General features: G+C 72.1%; 19 protein-coding genes and 1 pseudogene. 14 read left to right on the forward strand and 6 right to left on the reverse strand.

Features of this window, described 5'->3' with window-relative positions; genetic code table 11:
• The 11 genes and pseudogenes from ABZ923_RS25015 to ABZ923_RS25065 form a co-directional block, all read left to right on the forward strand.
• A pseudogene (locus ABZ923_RS25015) lies at positions 1-279 on the forward strand (ATP-dependent DNA ligase); the annotation flags it as partial.
• Positions 280-324: 45 nt separating this feature from the next.
• Entirely contained in the window at positions 325-717 is a 393-nt protein-coding gene (locus ABZ923_RS25020; RefSeq protein ID WP_361475610.1) for a gas vesicle protein, read from the forward strand.
• A 66-nt stretch (positions 718-783) separates the two neighbouring features.
• Entirely contained in the window at positions 784-1,206 is a 423-nt protein-coding gene (locus tag ABZ923_RS25025) for a gas vesicle structural protein GvpA (protein WP_361475612.1), read from the forward strand.
• Complete coding sequence (locus ABZ923_RS25030) at positions 1,203-1,973, forward strand: GvpL/GvpF family gas vesicle protein (protein ID WP_361475614.1); 771 nt, start codon at positions 1,203-1,205, stop codon at positions 1,971-1,973. Before ABZ923_RS25025 ends, ABZ923_RS25030 begins: the two co-directional genes overlap by 4 nt.
• A gap of 31 nt (positions 1,974-2,004) precedes the next feature.
• On the forward strand, positions 2,005-2,262 hold the full coding sequence (locus tag ABZ923_RS25035) for a gas vesicle protein GvpG (RefSeq protein ID WP_358636849.1): 258 nt from the start codon (positions 2,005-2,007) through the stop codon (positions 2,260-2,262).
• 1 nt (position 2,263) lies between these two features.
• Complete coding sequence (locus tag ABZ923_RS25040; RefSeq protein ID WP_361475616.1) at positions 2,264-2,905, forward strand: DNA primase; 642 nt, start codon at positions 2,264-2,266, stop codon at positions 2,903-2,905.
• A complete protein-coding gene (locus tag ABZ923_RS25045; protein WP_361475618.1) occupies positions 2,902-4,098 on the forward strand; it encodes an SRPBCC family protein in 1,197 nt (398 codons plus the stop codon). Before ABZ923_RS25040 ends, ABZ923_RS25045 begins: the two co-directional genes overlap by 4 nt.
• Positions 4,095-4,442 (forward strand): gas vesicle protein, encoded by a 348-nt coding sequence (locus ABZ923_RS25050; protein ID WP_361475620.1) that lies wholly within the window; start codon positions 4,095-4,097, stop codon positions 4,440-4,442. The genes ABZ923_RS25045 and ABZ923_RS25050 overlap by 4 nt, the downstream gene beginning before the upstream one ends.
• Positions 4,439-5,281, forward strand: a complete 843-nt coding sequence (locus ABZ923_RS25055) for a GvpL/GvpF family gas vesicle protein (RefSeq protein ID WP_361475621.1) — start codon at positions 4,439-4,441, stop codon at positions 5,279-5,281. Before ABZ923_RS25050 ends, ABZ923_RS25055 begins: the two co-directional genes overlap by 4 nt.
• A complete protein-coding gene (locus ABZ923_RS25060) occupies positions 5,278-5,466 on the forward strand; it encodes a gas vesicle protein (RefSeq protein ID WP_358636859.1) in 189 nt (62 codons plus the stop codon). The genes ABZ923_RS25055 and ABZ923_RS25060 overlap by 4 nt, the downstream gene beginning before the upstream one ends.
• On the forward strand, positions 5,463-5,753 hold the full coding sequence (locus tag ABZ923_RS25065) for a gas vesicle protein K (protein ID WP_361475622.1): 291 nt from the start codon (positions 5,463-5,465) through the stop codon (positions 5,751-5,753). Before ABZ923_RS25060 ends, ABZ923_RS25065 begins: the two co-directional genes overlap by 4 nt.
• A gap of 52 nt (positions 5,754-5,805) precedes the next feature.
• Here ABZ923_RS25065 and ABZ923_RS25070 read toward each other — a convergent pair whose 3' ends face one another.
• Positions 5,806-6,627, reverse strand: coding sequence for a methyltransferase domain-containing protein (locus ABZ923_RS25070; protein WP_361475623.1), 822 nt, complete (start codon positions 6,625-6,627; stop codon positions 5,806-5,808).
• Between the two features lie 373 nt (positions 6,628-7,000).
• On the reverse strand, positions 7,001-8,497 hold the full coding sequence (locus ABZ923_RS25075; protein WP_361475625.1) for a phosphatase PAP2 family protein: 1,497 nt from the start codon (positions 8,495-8,497) through the stop codon (positions 7,001-7,003).
• Positions 8,498-8,572: 75 nt separating this feature from the next.
• On the opposite strand from ABZ923_RS25075, the gene ABZ923_RS25080 reads away from it, so the two are divergent.
• The 3 genes from ABZ923_RS25080 to ABZ923_RS25090 all read left to right on the forward strand — a co-directional run bounded on the left by ABZ923_RS25080 (position 8,573) and on the right by ABZ923_RS25090 (position 11,433).
• Complete coding sequence (locus tag ABZ923_RS25080; protein WP_361475627.1) at positions 8,573-9,229, forward strand: histidine phosphatase family protein; 657 nt, start codon at positions 8,573-8,575, stop codon at positions 9,227-9,229.
• Between the two features lie 115 nt (positions 9,230-9,344).
• Positions 9,345-10,964, forward strand: coding sequence for an ATP-binding cassette domain-containing protein (locus tag ABZ923_RS25085; protein WP_361475629.1), 1,620 nt, complete (start codon positions 9,345-9,347; stop codon positions 10,962-10,964).
• Between the two features lie 181 nt (positions 10,965-11,145).
• Entirely contained in the window at positions 11,146-11,433 is a 288-nt protein-coding gene (locus tag ABZ923_RS25090; RefSeq protein ID WP_361475631.1) for a DUF6158 family protein, read from the forward strand.
• Positions 11,434-11,566: 133 nt separating this feature from the next.
• Here the strand turns inward: ABZ923_RS25090 and ABZ923_RS25095 are convergent, their stop codons facing one another.
• The 4 genes from ABZ923_RS25095 to ABZ923_RS25110 all read right to left on the reverse strand — a co-directional run bounded on the left by ABZ923_RS25095 (position 11,567) and on the right by ABZ923_RS25110 (position 15,015).
• On the reverse strand, positions 11,567-12,109 hold the full coding sequence (locus tag ABZ923_RS25095; RefSeq protein WP_361475633.1) for a type 1 glutamine amidotransferase domain-containing protein: 543 nt from the start codon (positions 12,107-12,109) through the stop codon (positions 11,567-11,569).
• A 5-nt stretch (positions 12,110-12,114) separates the two neighbouring features.
• Positions 12,115-12,768, reverse strand: a complete 654-nt coding sequence (locus ABZ923_RS25100; RefSeq protein ID WP_361475635.1) for a diguanylate cyclase — start codon at positions 12,766-12,768, stop codon at positions 12,115-12,117.
• On the reverse strand, positions 12,765-13,142 hold the full coding sequence (locus tag ABZ923_RS25105; protein WP_361475637.1) for a DUF2795 domain-containing protein: 378 nt from the start codon (positions 13,140-13,142) through the stop codon (positions 12,765-12,767). The genes ABZ923_RS25100 and ABZ923_RS25105 overlap by 4 nt, the downstream gene beginning before the upstream one ends.
• A 76-nt stretch (positions 13,143-13,218) precedes the next feature.
• Positions 13,219-15,015, reverse strand: a complete 1,797-nt coding sequence (locus tag ABZ923_RS25110) for a thiamine pyrophosphate-requiring protein (RefSeq protein ID WP_361475639.1) — start codon at positions 15,013-15,015, stop codon at positions 13,219-13,221.
• Positions 15,016-15,254: the final 239 nt, after the last annotated feature.

Here is a 15,254-nt window from a genome sequence, read left to right on the forward strand (position 1 = left end):
GCCCGCAAACAGGACCGCGCGGACCGCCTCTACCTGGATGTGCAGCGCAACGGCTACGCCCAGACCGCCGTCGCCCCCTACACCGTCCGCGCCCGCCCGGGCGCCCCGGTCGCCGTGCCCCTAGCCTGGAAGCAGGTGGACGATCCGGCGCTGGACGCCCGCCGGTGGAACATCACCGACGCCGTCGACCAGGCCCGGACGGAGCCGTGGGGCGACCTGCCCCACCGTGGCCGCTCCCTGGCCCCGGCCCGACGCCGTCTCGATGACATGCGCTCCTGAGGTTTGGCCAAGGGAGGAACGGCCACACGCAGGGGAGAGGTGGCCATGTCGAACACAAAGAACACTTCGGATTCACAGAGTTCACAGGAAGCACAGGACTCTCAGCACTCCCAGCACTCCGACAACACGCACGACACGCAGGGCGGCACCAGCCACGAGGCGAACACCCGGCGACCGACCCCCATGGAGGTGCTGCGCCAGGCGCGCAGCCAGCTCGCCGAGCTCACCGGACTCGCCCCCGAGTCCGTGTCCTCCTTCGAGGAGACCGAGGACGGCTGGTCCCTGGAAGTCGAGGTCCTGGAACTCGCCCGCGTCCCGGACACGATGAGCCTGATGGCGAGCTACCAGGTCGAGCTGGACCCCGACGGCCAGCTGACCGGGTACCGACGTGTCCGCCGCTACGAACGCGGCCGGGCCGACGCGCGCGGTGGCCGCTGAGCCACGGCGCGTGCTCCCCGCCCGCGCAGACCGTGCACCCACTACGCAGGAGGAGGAATCGCCGGCATGACTGTTGTTCCGGCACAGCAGACCGGAGGCGGAGGCGGCAGCAGCGGCCTCTACGACGTACTCGAGCTCGTCCTGGACCGAGGACTCGTGATCGACGCGTTCGTCCGCGTCTCCCTGGTCGGCATCGAGATCCTGAAGATCGACGTCCGGGTCGTCGTCGCCAGCGTCGACACCTACCTGCGCTTCGCCGAGGCGTGCAACCGCCTGGACCTGGAATCGGGCCCGCACAAGAGCCCGGGCCTGCCCGACCTCGTGGGCGAGATCACCGAGTCCGGCGCCCGAGGCAAGTCCAAGGGCGCGCTGTCCGGCGCCGCGCAGACCATATCCGACGCCTTCAACCAGGCACGCCAGGAAGGGGAGACCGAGCCCAGGGCGCGCACCCGGAAGGCTCCGGCGCGCCGTAAGGAGGAGCAGGAGTGAGCACCTACGTCTACGGGATCACCGCCAGCTCCCACCCGGCGCTGCCCGAGGGCATGACCGGAGTGGGCGAGCCACCGCGCGCCGTCCGCGTGCTCACCGCGGGTGACCTGGCCGCCGTCGTCAGTGACGCGCCCGAGGACCTGCGCCCCAAGCGCCGGGACCTGCTCGCGCACCAGAACGTGCTCGCCGAGGCGGGCGCGGGCGGCTGTGTGCTGCCGATGCGCTTCGGCAGCGTCGCCGACAACGACGACGCCGTCACCCAGGTCCTCACCGAACGGGCCGAGCACTACCTGGAGCGGCTGCGCGAGCTGGACGGCAAGGTCGAGTACAACGTCAAGGCCACCCACGTCGAGGAGGCCGTCCTGCACCGCGTGATGGCCGAGAACGCCGACGTCCGCGCCCTCGCCGAGGCCAACCGCAAGGCCGGCGGTGGCAGCTACGACGAGAAGATCCGCCTCGGCGAGATGGTCGCCGCCGCCGTGAAGGCCAAGGAGGCCGAGGACGCCCAGGAAGTACAGGGACTCCTCGCACCGGCCGCCTCCGCCGTCAGCGTGGGCCCCGAGTCCACCGGCTGGCTGCTGAACGTGTCGTTCCTGGTGCCACGGAGCACGGCCGAGGAATTCCTCGCCACCGCCGAGCAGATCCGCAAGAGCCACGCCCACCTGGACCTGAGGGTCAACGGGCCGCTGCCGCCGTACAGCTTCGTCGAGCCCGGCCCGGCGCAGCCCGCCGGCAGCACGGCCGGCGCGGACGCCGGCGCGCAGTAGCGCTCCCGGCCCGGGCGGAAAGGAGAACACCGTGGGACTGATCGGCGAAGTGCTGATGCTGCCGTTCGCACCCGTGCGCGGCAGCGCGTGGGCCATCAGGCACGTGCTCCGCGAGGCGGAGCGGATCTACTACGACCCCGCCACCGTACGGGCCGAACTCGCCCGCCTCGAAGAGCAGTTGGAGGCGGGCGAGATCACCGCGGAGGAGTTCGACCAACGCGAGGACGAACTTCTCGACCGGCTGGAGACCGCTATGCGCTCCGGCGACACCACAGGCAACGGGACGTGACATGAACCGAACCGCACTGGGCCTCGCCGTAGGGGCCGGATACTTCCTCGGACGTACCAAGAAGCTCAAAATGGCCCTCGCGGTCGGCTCCCTGGTGGCGGGGAAGAAGCTGAACCTCAGCCCGCGGATGGTCGCGGACCTGGTGAACCAGCAGCTGAAGAACAACCCGCAGTTCAAGGAGATCGGCGACCAGCTCCGCCAGGACCTGCGAGGCGTCGGCAAGGCCGCTTCCGGCGCGGTCGCCGAACGGCAGCTGAACGCGCTCGCCGACCGGCTGCACGGCCGTACCTCACAGGTGCGCGACCAGCTGTCCGGCCTCGTGTCGTCCGGGTCCGACGAGGAGCCGGACGAGGAGGACGGCGAGGAGGAAAGCAGCAAGGAGCCCGCCGGCGACCGCGACGACGACCGGCGCGGGAAGCGGTCGCGTGACGAGGAGTCGCGTGACGGCGAGCCGGCCCGCAAGGCTCCGGCCAAGAAGACGGCGGCCAAGAAGGCCGCGGCCAAGAAGACGGCCCCCGCGAAGAAGACGGCGGCCAAGAAGACGAGCGCGGCCCGCAAGACGGTCGCGAAGAAGACGGCCTCGGCTGGGGACGCGGCCTCCGGCGCCGCCTCCCGGCAGTCGAAAGGCGGCGATGACCGATGACCGACACCCTCGGATCCGCCACCTCGGCGGCCGGCAAGGCCACGGGGAGCGCCACAGGCGGCGCACTCGGCAACCTCGCCCACAGCGAGGCAGCCGACCGGCTCAAAGAGGAAGTACAGGAATACCTGTCCGCGCAGGCCCAACGCATGCTGACAGGTCTCGGCCGCAAGCTCGGCGAGACCACCGTCAAGCTCAACGACATCGCCGAGGGCAACAGCCCGGGCTTCGCCAAACTCGCCCTCGAGGGCGGGCGCAAGCTCGCCGAAGGCAAGGGCCCGGTGCGCTCCGCCGTCGAACTGGGCGCCTCCCGCGCCAAGGACAACGTCCTGGGCGCGCTCAAGAGCCTCGGGGGCGGCAAGGGCAAGAAGGGCGGCGCGGGCAAGAAACCCACCGTCATCATGGAGTCCGTCGACGTCGGCGTACCGCTGCGCACCGCCTACGACCAGTGGACCCAGTACCAGTCCTTCTCCACCTTCGCCAAGGGCGTCAAGAGCGCGAGCCGCGACGACGACACCCACTCCGACTGGCAGGCCAAGATCTTCTGGTCCAGCCGCAGCTGGAAGGCGAAGACGACCGAGCAGATACCCGACTACCGCATCCAGTGGACCTCGGAGGGCGCCAAGGGCACCACCAAGGGCGTCGTCTCCTTCCACCGGCTGGAGGAGAACCTCACCCGGGTCCTGCTGGTCATGGAGTACTACCCGACCGGCCTCTTCGAGAAGACCGGCAACATCTGGCGCGCCCAGGGCCGCCGGGCCCGGCTGGACCTGAAGAACTTCGCCCGTTTCATCACCCTCAAGGGAGAGGCGGAGGACGGCTGGCGCGGCGAGATCCGCGACGGCGAGCTGGTCAAGAGCCACGAGGACGCCCTCGCGGAGGAGGAGTCGGAGGAAGAGCAGCCCGAGGAAGAAGAGGGCACCGAAGAAGAAGAGGAAGAAGAGGGCGAGGAGCAGCCCTACGAGGGCGAGTACGACGAGGAGGAAGAGCAGGAAGAGGAGCCCTACGAGGCCGAGGCCGAGGAGGAGGGCGAGGAGGAAGGCGAGGAGGAGCCCGGAGAGGAAGGCCAGGCCGAGGGCGAGGAAGAGGAGTACGAGGGCGAGTACGAGGACGAGGAAGAGGAACCCGAGGAAGAGGAACCCGAGGAAGAAGAGGAAGAGGAACCCGAGTACGCGGAGCGCGGGGGTCGTCGATGACGAGCCGCTTCCCCGAAGGCGGCCGGTTCCCCGAGCCCTACGGCCAGGGCTCGGGGGCGAACCTCGCCGACATCCTGGAGCGCGTGCTCGACAAGGGTGTCGTCATCGCGGGTGACATCAGGATCAACCTGCTCGACATCGAACTGCTCACCATCAAACTGCGGCTCATCGTCGCCTCGGTCGACAAGGCCAAGGAGATGGGGATCGACTGGTGGGAGACCGATCCGGCGCTCTCCTCCCGGGCCCGCCGGGACGAGCTGACCCGGGAGAACGCCGAACTACGCGAACGGCTCGCCCGACTGGAGGAACTCGAGTCCGGCCACGCCCCGAGGGAGGCACCATGACCCGACTGCGGTACGTGTACGCCGTCTGCCGCCCCTTCGGGACACCCCTGCAGGCCGAACTGACCGGCGTCATGGGCGCTCCGCCGGCACTCCTGCACCACCACGGGCTGGTCGCCGTCGTCAGCACGGTCCCGGAGGCGGACTTCTGCGAGGACGCCCTGAAGGCCCACCTGGAGGACCTCGACTGGCTGGCCGCGACCGCCCGCGCCCACCAGGGGGTCGTCGACGCGCTCACCACGGTCACCACCCCGCTGCCGCTGCGCCTCGCCACCGTCTTCCGCGACGACAGCGCCGTACGCATGATGATCGAGGCCCGCGAGGACGACTTCCGGCGCCTCCTCGACCGGCTGCACGGCCGCGTGGAGTGGGGCGTGAAGGTGTACCTGGAGCCCGAGCCCGCCGAGCCCGAGCCGGCCGCGGCGGCACGACCCGCCAGCGGGCGGGACTACCTGCGCAGCCGACGCCGCCACAGCCACGAGCAGGAGGAGAGGTGGCAGCGCGCCGAGCGGTTCGCCCACTCCCTGCACGAACGCCTCGCCGAACGCGCCGAGGAGTTCCGCATGCACCGCCCGCAGAATTCCGCGCTCTCCGGAACACCGGGCCAGAACGTGCTCAACGCGGCCTACCTGGTGCCCCGGGCGCACTCCGAGGAATTCGTGGAACTCGTGGACCGCACGAAGGACGAGGCCCCCGGAATGCGGGTGGAACTCACCGGGCCCTGGGCGGCGTACTCGTTCTCCGGCGAGGAGACGGGAACACCGGCCGGCACAGAAACCGGAACAGCATCCGGAACGGAATCCGGAACCGAGTCCGGAACGGAAGCGGGGGAGCGCCGGTGACCGTCGTCGAACGCCGTGAGATCGCCTTGGTGGACCTGCTGGACCGGCTGCTGGCCGGCGGCGTCGTCCTCACCGGCGACATCACGCTGCGCATCGCGGACGTCGACCTCGTCCGGATCGACCTCAACGCCCTGATCAGCTCCGTGAACGCGCAGGTACCATCGCCCTTCGAGGAGCTCGCATGACCGCCCGGACCCGGCGCAACCGGCTCGACCTGGAACCCGACACCGTCGAACGCGACCTGGTGAAGCTCGTGCTCACCGTGGTGGAGCTGCTGCGCCAGCTGATGGAACGGCAGGCCGTGCGGCGCTTCGACACCGGCGAGCTGACCGAGGAGCAGGAGGAGCGCATCGGGCTCACCCTGATGCTGCTGGAGGACCGGATGGCCGAGCTGCGGGAGCGCTACGGCCTGCGACCCGAGGACCTCAACCTGGACCTCGGGCCACTGGGACCGCTGCTGCCCCGCGAGTGAGCCCCCTCGGGACAGCGTCATCAGGTGGCCCGGATGTCCCGGGACCCGCCGATCAGTCTTCCTTCCTGCACAGGATCTCCCCGTGCAGAACCGCGAACCAGCCGTCCTCCCGCCGCCCCCACTCCCGCCAGGCCTCCGCCACCGCCGCCAGGTCCTCCGCCGTGGCGTGGCCGCCCTGGACGGCCCGCCCGGCGTAGTCGGAGGCGACCGTACGGTCCGCCCACAGGCCGCTCCACCAGGCCCGCTCCTCGGGCGTGGCGAACGTCCAGGTGCTGGACGTGGCCGTGACGTCCCCGAGGCCGGCCGCCCGCGCCCACGCCGTCAGCCGGCGCCCGGCGTCGGGCTCGCCGCCGTTGGCACGGGCCACCCGCTCGTACAGCTCCAGCCAGTCCTCCAGCCCGGACACCGCCGGATACCAGGTCATCGCCGCATAGTCCGCGTCCCGTACGGCGATGAACCCGCCCGGCTTCGTCACCCGGCGCATCTCGCGCAGCGCCCGCACGGGGTCGCCCACGTGCTGGAGCACCTGATGGGCGTGGACCACGCAGAAGGTGTCGTCCGGGAAGTCCAGGGCGTGCACGTCGGCCACCGCGAAGTCCACGTTCGTCAGACCGCGGGCGGCAGCGGTGGCCCGGGCCTGCTCCAGGACGCCGGACGCCCGGTCGACGCCGGTGACCCGGCCGTCGGGGACCAGTTCCGCCAGGTCGGCGGTGATGGTGCCGGGCCCGCAGCCGATGTCCAGGATCCGCATGTGGGGCTTGAGCGCGCCGAGCAGGTAGGCCGCGGAGTTGGCGGCGGTCCGCCAGGTGTGCGAACGCAGCACGGACTCGTGGTGCCCGTGCGTGTAGACGGCGGTCTCCTGCGCTTTCGGCATGGCTGTACCCCTTCACCCTGGTCAGGCGGACCGGCCGGACCGTCCGTCCGCCGGCACGCCTTCACCGTACGCGCGTATGCCGCATGTTGAGACCCGCGTTTCGCCATATGGACACAGGTTCTTCGGGATCCGGTCGACTGGTGGGTGTGTGCGGGATCCGGTCGACCGGTGACATGTCTGCCGAATCCAGTCGACCGGTCGTGTGTCTACAGGATCCAGCCGACTGGCCGCGCGTCTTCGAAATCCAGCCGACGGTCGCGCGTCTACAGGATCCGGCCGACCGACCGCGTGTCTGCGGGATCCAGCCGGCGGTCACCCGTATCCAGAATCCAGCCGACGGCCGCCCCGTCTCCAGGATCCAGCCCACCCGTCGTCAGAATCCCGTATGCAGCGGACGGTAGACCGTCAACGCCTCCGGCAGCTTCTCCAGCGTCACCTCGCCCGACACCGCCGTGACCTCGCCGTCGTACGCCAGCGGCGTGTCCGGGGCGAGGCCGGTCAGCCGCAGCCGGTTCACCTGCACCGCCGCGTGCGCGGGCGACCGGGTCAGCGGGCCCGCCGCGGCCGCCGCGAGCAGCCGCAGCGCGGGCCTGCGGCTGCCGTGCACCACCCGCACGTCCAGCAGGCCGTCCGCCAGATCGGTGCGGCGGCCCGGCGTGAGCCCCATGCGGTGGTAGATGCCGTTGCCGACGAACAGCAGCCACAGCGGCCGCCGCTCCCCGCCCACCTCCACCTCCAGCGGATGCCGGTCGGCGCGCAGCACGCGCAGCGCGCCGAGCACCCCGGCCGGCCAGCCGCCGATCCGGTGCGACCAGCGGTCCCGCGCGCGGACCAGCTCCGGGTAGACGCCCAGGCTGAGCGTGTTGAGGAACAGGCCCTCGGTGTCCCGGGTGGCGAACCGGCCCGCGTCCACGCGGACCGCCTCGCCGTGCCGGACCGCCCGGGCCAGCTGGCGTTCGTCCTCCACGCCGAGGTCGTAGGCGAAGTGGTTGAGGGTGCCGCCCGGCAGCACCGCGAGCGGCAGGCCGTGCCGCAGCGCGACCAGCGCGGCCGCGTTCACCGTGCCGTCGCCGCCGCACACCCCGAGCACCCGGGCCCGGGCCGCCGCCTTCGCCAGCTCGTCGCCGACCTCCTCCGGTGCGCATTCCACGATCTCCGCCTTCGGCAGCGCGTCCTGCAGTGCCCGCACCCGCTCCGCGGTCCCCGACGCCCGGTTGGCGACCATCACCAGACCGTCGCCCTCGGGCAGCGCCGGGGCCTCGGTCCGCGGCCGGGCGGCCCTGCGCAGCTGGGCGCGGGTCGGCACCAGGCGCCGTACCAGGAACGCGGCGCCCGCGCCGAGCGCCGCCCCGGCCAGCACGTCGCTCGGGAAGTGCACACCGGTGTACACCCGGGACGCCGCCACCGAGAACGCGACCGGCGCCACCGCCGCACCCCACGCCGGCGACTCCAGCGCCACCCCGGTCGCGAAGGCCGCCGCGGACGCCGCGTGCCCGGACGGGAACGACGTGGTGATCGGCTGCCGCTTCAGCTGCCGCACCAGCGGCACCGGGTCCAGTACCGGCCGGGCCCGGCGTACCGAGCGCTTGCCGAGCGTGTTGATGGTCAGCGAGGCCAGGCCGAGCGAGGCCAGGCCCCGGGCTGCCGCCCGGCGGGCCCGGGGGGTGCGGCTGGCGGCCATCGCGGCGGCTGTCGCGAACCACAGCACCCCGTGGTTGGCGCTGCGGCTCAGCCGGGGCAGGACGCGCTCGGCGCCGGGCCAGTTCCAGGCGGCGGCGGCCTCGAACAGCCGGCCGTCGGCTTCGAGCAGCTTGCGCCACGGGGTCCGGGCGGCGGTCGCGGGCACGGTCAGGTCCAGGTCTGGGCTCATGGGGTGCGGTTACCCTGAAGTACCCGTTTCTTGTGCCCCCGCGGCGCCGGCCGCAGGCACGGGAGGAGACCCCGGATGCGTCTGCTTCTGGTCCGCCACGGCCAGACCCCCTCCAACGTGGACCACCTGCTGGACACCGCCGTGCCCGGCCCGGGGCTGACCCCGCTCGGCGAGGCGCAGGCCGCCGCACTGCCCGCGGCGCTCGCCGGCGAGGACATCGAGGCCCTCTACGCCTCCACGCTGCTGCGTACCCGGCTGACGGCCGCCCCGCTGGCCGCCGTCCGCGGCCTGGACGTGATCGTCCGCGACGGCATCCGCGAGCTGTCCGCCGGCGACCTGGAGATGCTGCCCGGGCACAGCCCGGAGGGCGAGCTGTACCTGCGCACGGTGTTCGCGTGGGCGGCCGGCGACACCGCGCTGCGCATGCCCGGCGGGGAGAGCGGCGCCGAGGCGCTCGCCCGGTACGACGCCGTGGTCGCCGAGGCCGCCGCGAGCGGTGCCGGGGCCGTCGCCATGGTCAGCCACGGCGCCGCGATCCGCGTGTGGACCGCCGCCCGCGCCGACAACGTCGACGTCGGGTTCGCCGCGGCCCGCCCACTGGAGAACACCGGCGTGGTCGTCCTGGAGGGCTCCCCGTCCGACGGCTGGAAGGCGCTGTCCTGGGAGGGCGCCACCGTGGCACCGGCCGGCGAGGGCGGCCCGGCGGGGGAGGCGCTGGACACGGCCGGATGACGCCCCGGCCCGCGCCGACGCCGGACACCGTCGCCGTCGGCGCCGCCCCCGCGCCGCTCGCCCCACCGGATAAGCGTTTGCTCCCGGCCCCTGCCACCTCGCACAATGCCTCCCCATGGGACATCTGGAAGCCGCGCACCTGGAGTACCACCTCCCCGACGGGAGGACGCTCCTCGGCGACGTGTCCTTCCGGGTCGGCGAAGGCGCCGCCGTCGCCCTGGTCGGGCCGAACGGCGCCGGCAAGACCACCCTGCTGCGGCTGATCTCCGGCGAGCTGAAGCCGCACGGCGGCAGCGTCACCGTCAGCGGCGGCCTCGGCGTGATGCGCCAGTTCGTCGGCTCCGTACGGGACGAGACGACCGTACGGGACCTGCTCGTGTCCGTCGCCCCGCCCCGCATCCGCCAGGCCGCGCAGGCCGTCGACCGGGCCGAGCACGCCATCATGACCGTCGACGACGAGGCCGCCCAGCTCGCGTACGCGCAGGCCCTCGCGGACTGGGCGGAGGTCCGCGGCTACGAGGCCGAGACGCTGTGGGACATGTGCACCATGGCCGCGCTCGGCGTCCCCTACGAACGCGCCCAGTGGCGGCAGGTGCGCACCCTCTCCGGCGGCGAGCAGAAACGGCTCGTGCTGGAGGCGCTGCTGCGCGGCACCGACGAGGTCCTGCTGCTGGACGAGCCCGACAACTACCTCGACGTGCCCGGCAAGCGATGGCTGGAGGAGCAGCTCAGGGAGACCCGCAAGACCGTCCTGTTCGTCTCCCACGACCGTGAACTCCTCGCCCGCGCCGCCGAGAAGATCGTCTCCGTCGAACCGGGCCCGGCCGGCGCCGACGCCTGGGTGCACGGCGGCGGCTTCGCCACCTACCACGAGGCCCGCCGGGAACGCTTCGCCCGCTTCGAGGAGCTGCGCCGCCGCTGGGACGAGAAGCACGCCCAGCTGAAGAAGCTCGTCCTGAACCTCCGTCAGGCCGCGGCCGTCAGCCACGAGATGGCCTCCCGCTACCAGGCCGCGCAGACCCGCCTGCGCAAGTTCGAGGAGGCCGGACCGCCGCCGGAGCCGCCTCGCGAACAGGACATCACCATGCGCCTGAAGGGCGGCCGTACCGGCGTGCGGGCCGTCACCTGCAAGGGCCTCGAACTGACCGGCCTGATGCAGCCCTTCGACCTGGAGGTCTTCTACGGCGAACGGGTCGCCGTGCTCGGCTCCAACGGCTCCGGCAAGTCCCACTTCCTGCGCCTGCTCGCCGGCGAGGACGTCGCGCACACGGGGGAGTGGAAGCTGGGCGCCCGCGTGCTGCCCGGACACTTCGCGCAGACCCACGCCCACCCCGAGCTCCAGGGCCGTACCCTCCTCGACATCCTGTGGAAGGAACACGCCCAGGACCGGGGCGCGGCCATGTCCCGGCTGCGCCGCTACGAGCTGACCCAGCAGGCCGAGCAGGCCTTCGACCGGCTCTCCGGCGGCCAGCAGGCCCGCTTCCAGATCCTGCTGCTGGAACTGGCCGGTGCCACCGCGCTGCTGCTGGACGAGCCCACCGACAACCTCGACCTGGAGTCCGCCGAGGCCCTCCAGGAAGGCCTGGAGGCCTTCGACGGCACGGTCCTCGCCGTCACCCACGACCGCTGGTTCGCCCGCTCCTTCGACCGCTTCCTGGTCTTCGGCTCCGACGGCCGGGTCCGCGAGACCCCGGAGCCGGTCTGGGACGAACGGCGCGTGGAACGGGCCCGGTGACGCGAGGACCCGCTCCCGCACGTGCCGGGCACCGATGCCCGCCGGCTCCCCGGCTCCCCGGCCGCCCGCGCAGGCCCGGGACCCCGGATGTTCGTACAGTGGATGCAGGGACGCGGGCGCCACGGGATCTCCTCCCGGAAATCACTCGGGGCAGTGCGTGCCGGGCGGGTACTCGAAGCCCATGAACGAACACGACGAGCGGGGCACCACCATGACCGGAGTCGACCCCAGCCGGCTGGACGACCAGCAGCTCATGAAGGAGCTGGAGACGATCCACCGCACGCGCCACGACACCCTCCTGTACGCCTCCAACGACGCGCTGCGGGCCCACAACGAGCGCATGGCACAGCTGGAGGGCGAGTATCTGCGCCGCAACCCCCGCCGCCTGGTGAGCGCGGCCCGTACCCGCGAGGGTGCCCGCGAACGCGGCTCCGGCGAGACGGCGACCCCGGGCACCCCCGGCACCTGACCGGAACCCCACCGCACGCGCACGGCACCCCACGGCACGCGGCGGCACCCACGGCGCGCGAGGGACGCGGCACGCGAAAGGGCCGGCCCTCGACGGGCCGGCCCCCGGCGGCGCTACGACACCCCGGCGGGCGTCAGCCGGCCTCGCCGGCGAACACGTGCACGAACGCGTCGCAGAACGCCTTCAGATCGTCCGGCTTGCGGCTGGTCACCAACTGGTTGGAGCCGTGGTCGCAGATCTTCACCTGCTCGTCCACCCAGGTACCGCCGGCATTGCGGATGTCCGTCCGCAGACTCGGCCACGACGTCAGCACCCGGCCGCGTACGACGTCCGCCTCCACCAGCGTCCACGGGGCGTGGCAGATCGCGGCCACCGGACGGCCCTGCTCGAAGAAGTCCCGCACGAAGGCGACGGCCTTCTCGTCCATCCGCAGGAAGTCCGGGTTCGCGACCCCGCCCGGCAGCACCAGGCCACCGAACGACCCGGCCGACGTCTCACCCACCACCTCGTCCACCGGGAACGTGTCCGCCTTGTCGAGATGGTTGAACGCCTGGATCTTCCCGGACTCGGTCGACACCAGCACCGGCTCGTGCCCGGCGTCCGAAGCCGCCTTCCACGGCTCGGTCAGCTCGACCTGCTCGACGCCCTCGGGTGCCACCAGAAACGCGATACGCATGATCCTCAGCTTCCTTTCACTTTCCGCAGCACCGCCCGGTGGGCGCGGGCGCGCCGCTTCCGCGCCCGCGCCGCCCGCCGGCACCGCACCAGTTCCTCGCCGTACGGCAGCAGCACACACACGCCGATCGCGACCCCGATGCCCGCCAGGTAGCCCGGCGACAGCGGGCGCCGGCGCGGCACCAGACGCCACGCGTCCGGATCCCCGCGTCCGCCCCGCAGCAGCGAGCGCACCTGATCGGCGTGCAGGCACATCAACGACGCCAGCCCGCCGAACGGCAGCGACTCCAGAAAACTGTGGATGTGCTGCTCGATCGGCTTGACCTCCCGGTCACTGCGCACGGCCGTCCGCACGTCCCACAACGCCGTCGCCTCGTGCACCGCCGCCGCGCCCAGCTGCACCGACAGCAGCAGCGGATTGACCTCGTACCGCAGGGTGAGCGCGATGGGCGCGCCCACCTCGGCCATCATCAGCGCGTGGATCAGGGACTCCCTCGTCCCCGCCGTGTCCTCGATCCGGGTGCGCCGGTGCATCGCCCAGTCGGCGAGCCCCGGCACGAACCACCCGGGCAGCAACCCGTACAGCAGAAACCGCGTGGTGGCATCCCCCACGTCGACCGTGGTGCCCCGCGCGATCTCCGCCGCCTGGCCGCCGCTCACGCGCCGCCCACCAGCGCCTCGGCCAGCTGCTGCACGTTGTCGTACCGTTCCCCGTGCCGTAGCCCGGCCACCGCGTCGACCAGCCCGCCCGGCGCGTTGCCGCGGCGCAGCGCCCGGGCCAGCTCGCCCGGCTTCGCGGGGAAGGCGTGCCGGTTCAGATGCCGGGCCAGCTCCAGCCGGGTCCGCTCCAGCGACGCCGGAGAACCCAGGCCGCCCACCGGGCCGCTCCAGACCTCCGGGTCGTCGTCCGCGGCCGGCTCCGGGTCGTGCCACTCCTCCACGCGCGTGGGATGGCCGGACCGCAGCAGACCCTGCAGTTCGTGTTTCATCTCGTCGTCCCGGTGGACGCTCAGCCGGTCGCTGCCTCGCTGCATGTCTCCCTCCAGAGGGTCGAAGGTCCGCTCCGCGTACCCGGTGCCGCGTGTCCGACACCGCGTACGTGCCGCTCGGTCACTGCTTGTCCCGGCCCGGCAGGAACTCCTGCACCTTCGCCTTCAGCCCCCGCTTGATCATCGAACCCCGGTCGGCGTCCCCCTTCAGGATCGACGCGGCCGTCGCCTCCATCTGCTCCCAGGTGGCGTGCGGCGGGATCGGCGGCACCGCCGGATCGGTCAGGAACTCGATCACCGCCGGCCCGTCCGCGTCCAGCGCGGCCCGCCAGCCCGACTCCACGTCCTCCGGCTTCTCCACCCGGATCCCGGTCAGCCCGAGCGACCGGGCGAACGCCGCGTACTGCACATCCGGGATCGACTGCGACGGCAGGAACGACGGAGCGCCCTCCATCGCCCGCATCTCCCACGTCACCTGGTTCAGGTCCTGGTTGTTCCACACGGCCACCACCAGCCGCGGATCCGACCAGCGGTCCCGGTACTTCGCCGCCGTGATCATCTCCGCCAGGCCGTTCATCTGCATCGCGCCGTCCCCGACCAGCGCGACCACCGGCCGGTCCGGATGCGCGAACTTCGCCCCGATCGCGTACGGCACCCCCGGGCCCATCGTCGCCAGCGTCCCGGACAGCGAACCCCGCATACCCGGCCGCATCGTGATGTGCCGCGCGTACCAGTTCGCCACCGAACCGGAGTCCGACGTCAGGATCGCGTTGTCCGGCAGCAGCGGATCCAGCGCCCGCGCCACGTACTCCGGGTTGATCGGATCCGCCGCCAGCCCGGCCCGCCGCTCCATCGTCTCGTGCCAGCGCCGCACGTTCGCGCACACCGTGTCGTACCACTCACGGCCACGCCCCTCCGCCTTCAGCAGCGGAATCAGCCGCTGCAACGTCGCGCGGGCGTCACCGACCAGGTTCACCTCGTACGGATACCGCATACCGATCATGTGCGCATCGATGTCGATCTGCACCCCGCGCGCCTTGCCGAAGTCCGGCATGAACTGCGTGTACGGGAACGACGAACCGATCGTCAGCAGCGTGTCGCAATCCCGCATCAGCTCGTACGACGGCCGGCTCCCCAGCAGCCCGATCGGCCCCGTCACATACGGCAGTTCGTCACTCAGCACGTCCTTGCCGAGCAGCGCCTTCGCCACCCCCGCACCGAGCAGCTCCGCGACCTCCCGCACCTCCGCGACCGCACCCGCGGCACCCTGCCCGATCAGGACGGCCACCTTGTCGCCCGCGTTCAGCACGTCCGCCGCCCGGCGCAGCGCCTCGTCCGTCGGGGTCGCCGTGAAGTCGCTCATCCCCAGACTCGACGGCACCATCTTGAAATCGTGCGTCGGCGGCGAGTAGTCCAGCTCCTGCACATCACCCGGGATGATCAGCGCCGTCGGGCAGCGCCGGGCGTACGCCGTACGGATCGCCCGGTCCAGCACGTTCGGCAGCTGCTCGGGCACCGTCACCGTCTCCACGAACTCCGAGGCGACGTCCTTGTACAGCGTGTGCAGGTCGACCTCCTGCTGGTACGAGCCGCCCATCGCGGTCCGGTTCGTCTGGCCGACGATCGCCAGCACCGGCACATGGTCCAGCTTCGCGTCGTACAGACCGTTCAGCAGATGGATGGCACCCGGTCCCGAGGTCGCCGCGCACACACCGATACGGCCGCTGAACTTCGCGTACCCGACCGCCTCGAACGCGGACATCTCCTCGTGCCGGGACTGGATGAACCGCGGCTGGTCCTCGGCGCGGCCCCAGGCGGCGAGCAGCCCGTTGATGCCGTCGCCCGGATAGCCGAAAACCTGTTCCACGCCCCACGCGCGCAACCGCTCGAGGATGTGGTCCGAGACCTTGGTGCCCATGGAGAGACCTCCGGTGGAGTACGAAGCAGACGATCCGGTCAGCGCGTACCGAGTCACCTGCGACAGGGACGGAAAACCTCCGGTACCCGCACCGCCGACCCCTGCGGCGGCACCACGCGCGCGCCGTCACCCGGTCGGCCCCGCCCGTCCCGCGAATGGGCTCCGGCCGCGCGCGGTACGGCCCCCCGCGGGCTGTCATGGCAGCGAGGGCACGCCCCGTGCCCCCGTACCCGGACGCC

This window comes from Streptomyces sp. NPDC046881 (genome assembly GCF_040645015.1).
In the GTDB taxonomy this organism is placed as follows: Bacteria; Actinomycetota; Actinomycetes; order Streptomycetales; family Streptomycetaceae; genus Streptomyces.

What these genes read in the sequence shown, in the direction of transcription:
- ABZ923_RS25020 (WP_361475610.1), top strand. Translation starts at nt 325, where the DNA reads ATGTCGAACACAAAGAACACTTCGGATTCACAGAGTTCACAGGAAGCA.
- ABZ923_RS25025 (WP_361475612.1), top strand. Translation starts at nt 784, where the DNA reads ATGACTGTTGTTCCGGCACAGCAGACCGGAGGCGGAGGCGGCAGCAGC.
- ABZ923_RS25040 (WP_361475616.1), top strand. Translation starts at nt 2,264, where the DNA reads ATGAACCGAACCGCACTGGGCCTCGCCGTAGGGGCCGGATACTTCCTC.
- ABZ923_RS25045 (WP_361475618.1), top strand. Translation starts at nt 2,902, where the DNA reads ATGACCGACACCCTCGGATCCGCCACCTCGGCGGCCGGCAAGGCCACG.
- ABZ923_RS25050 (WP_361475620.1), top strand. Translation starts at nt 4,095, where the DNA reads ATGACGAGCCGCTTCCCCGAAGGCGGCCGGTTCCCCGAGCCCTACGGC.
- ABZ923_RS25055 (WP_361475621.1), top strand. Translation starts at nt 4,439, where the DNA reads ATGACCCGACTGCGGTACGTGTACGCCGTCTGCCGCCCCTTCGGGACA.
- ABZ923_RS25065 (WP_361475622.1), top strand. Translation starts at nt 5,463, where the DNA reads ATGACCGCCCGGACCCGGCGCAACCGGCTCGACCTGGAACCCGACACC.
- ABZ923_RS25070 (WP_361475623.1), bottom strand. Translation starts at nt 6,627, where the DNA reads ATGCCGAAAGCGCAGGAGACCGCCGTCTACACGCACGGGCACCACGAG.
- ABZ923_RS25075 (WP_361475625.1), bottom strand. Translation starts at nt 8,497, where the DNA reads ATGAGCCCAGACCTGGACCTGACCGTGCCCGCGACCGCCGCCCGGACC.
- ABZ923_RS25080 (WP_361475627.1), top strand. Translation starts at nt 8,573, where the DNA reads ATGCGTCTGCTTCTGGTCCGCCACGGCCAGACCCCCTCCAACGTGGAC.
- ABZ923_RS25085 (WP_361475629.1), top strand. Translation starts at nt 9,345, where the DNA reads ATGGGACATCTGGAAGCCGCGCACCTGGAGTACCACCTCCCCGACGGG.
- ABZ923_RS25090 (WP_361475631.1), top strand. Translation starts at nt 11,146, where the DNA reads ATGAACGAACACGACGAGCGGGGCACCACCATGACCGGAGTCGACCCC.
- ABZ923_RS25095 (WP_361475633.1), bottom strand. Translation starts at nt 12,109, where the DNA reads ATGCGTATCGCGTTTCTGGTGGCACCCGAGGGCGTCGAGCAGGTCGAG.
- ABZ923_RS25105 (WP_361475637.1), bottom strand. Translation starts at nt 13,142, where the DNA reads ATGCAGCGAGGCAGCGACCGGCTGAGCGTCCACCGGGACGACGAGATG.
- ABZ923_RS25110 (WP_361475639.1), bottom strand. Translation starts at nt 15,015, where the DNA reads ATGGGCACCAAGGTCTCGGACCACATCCTCGAGCGGTTGCGCGCGTGG.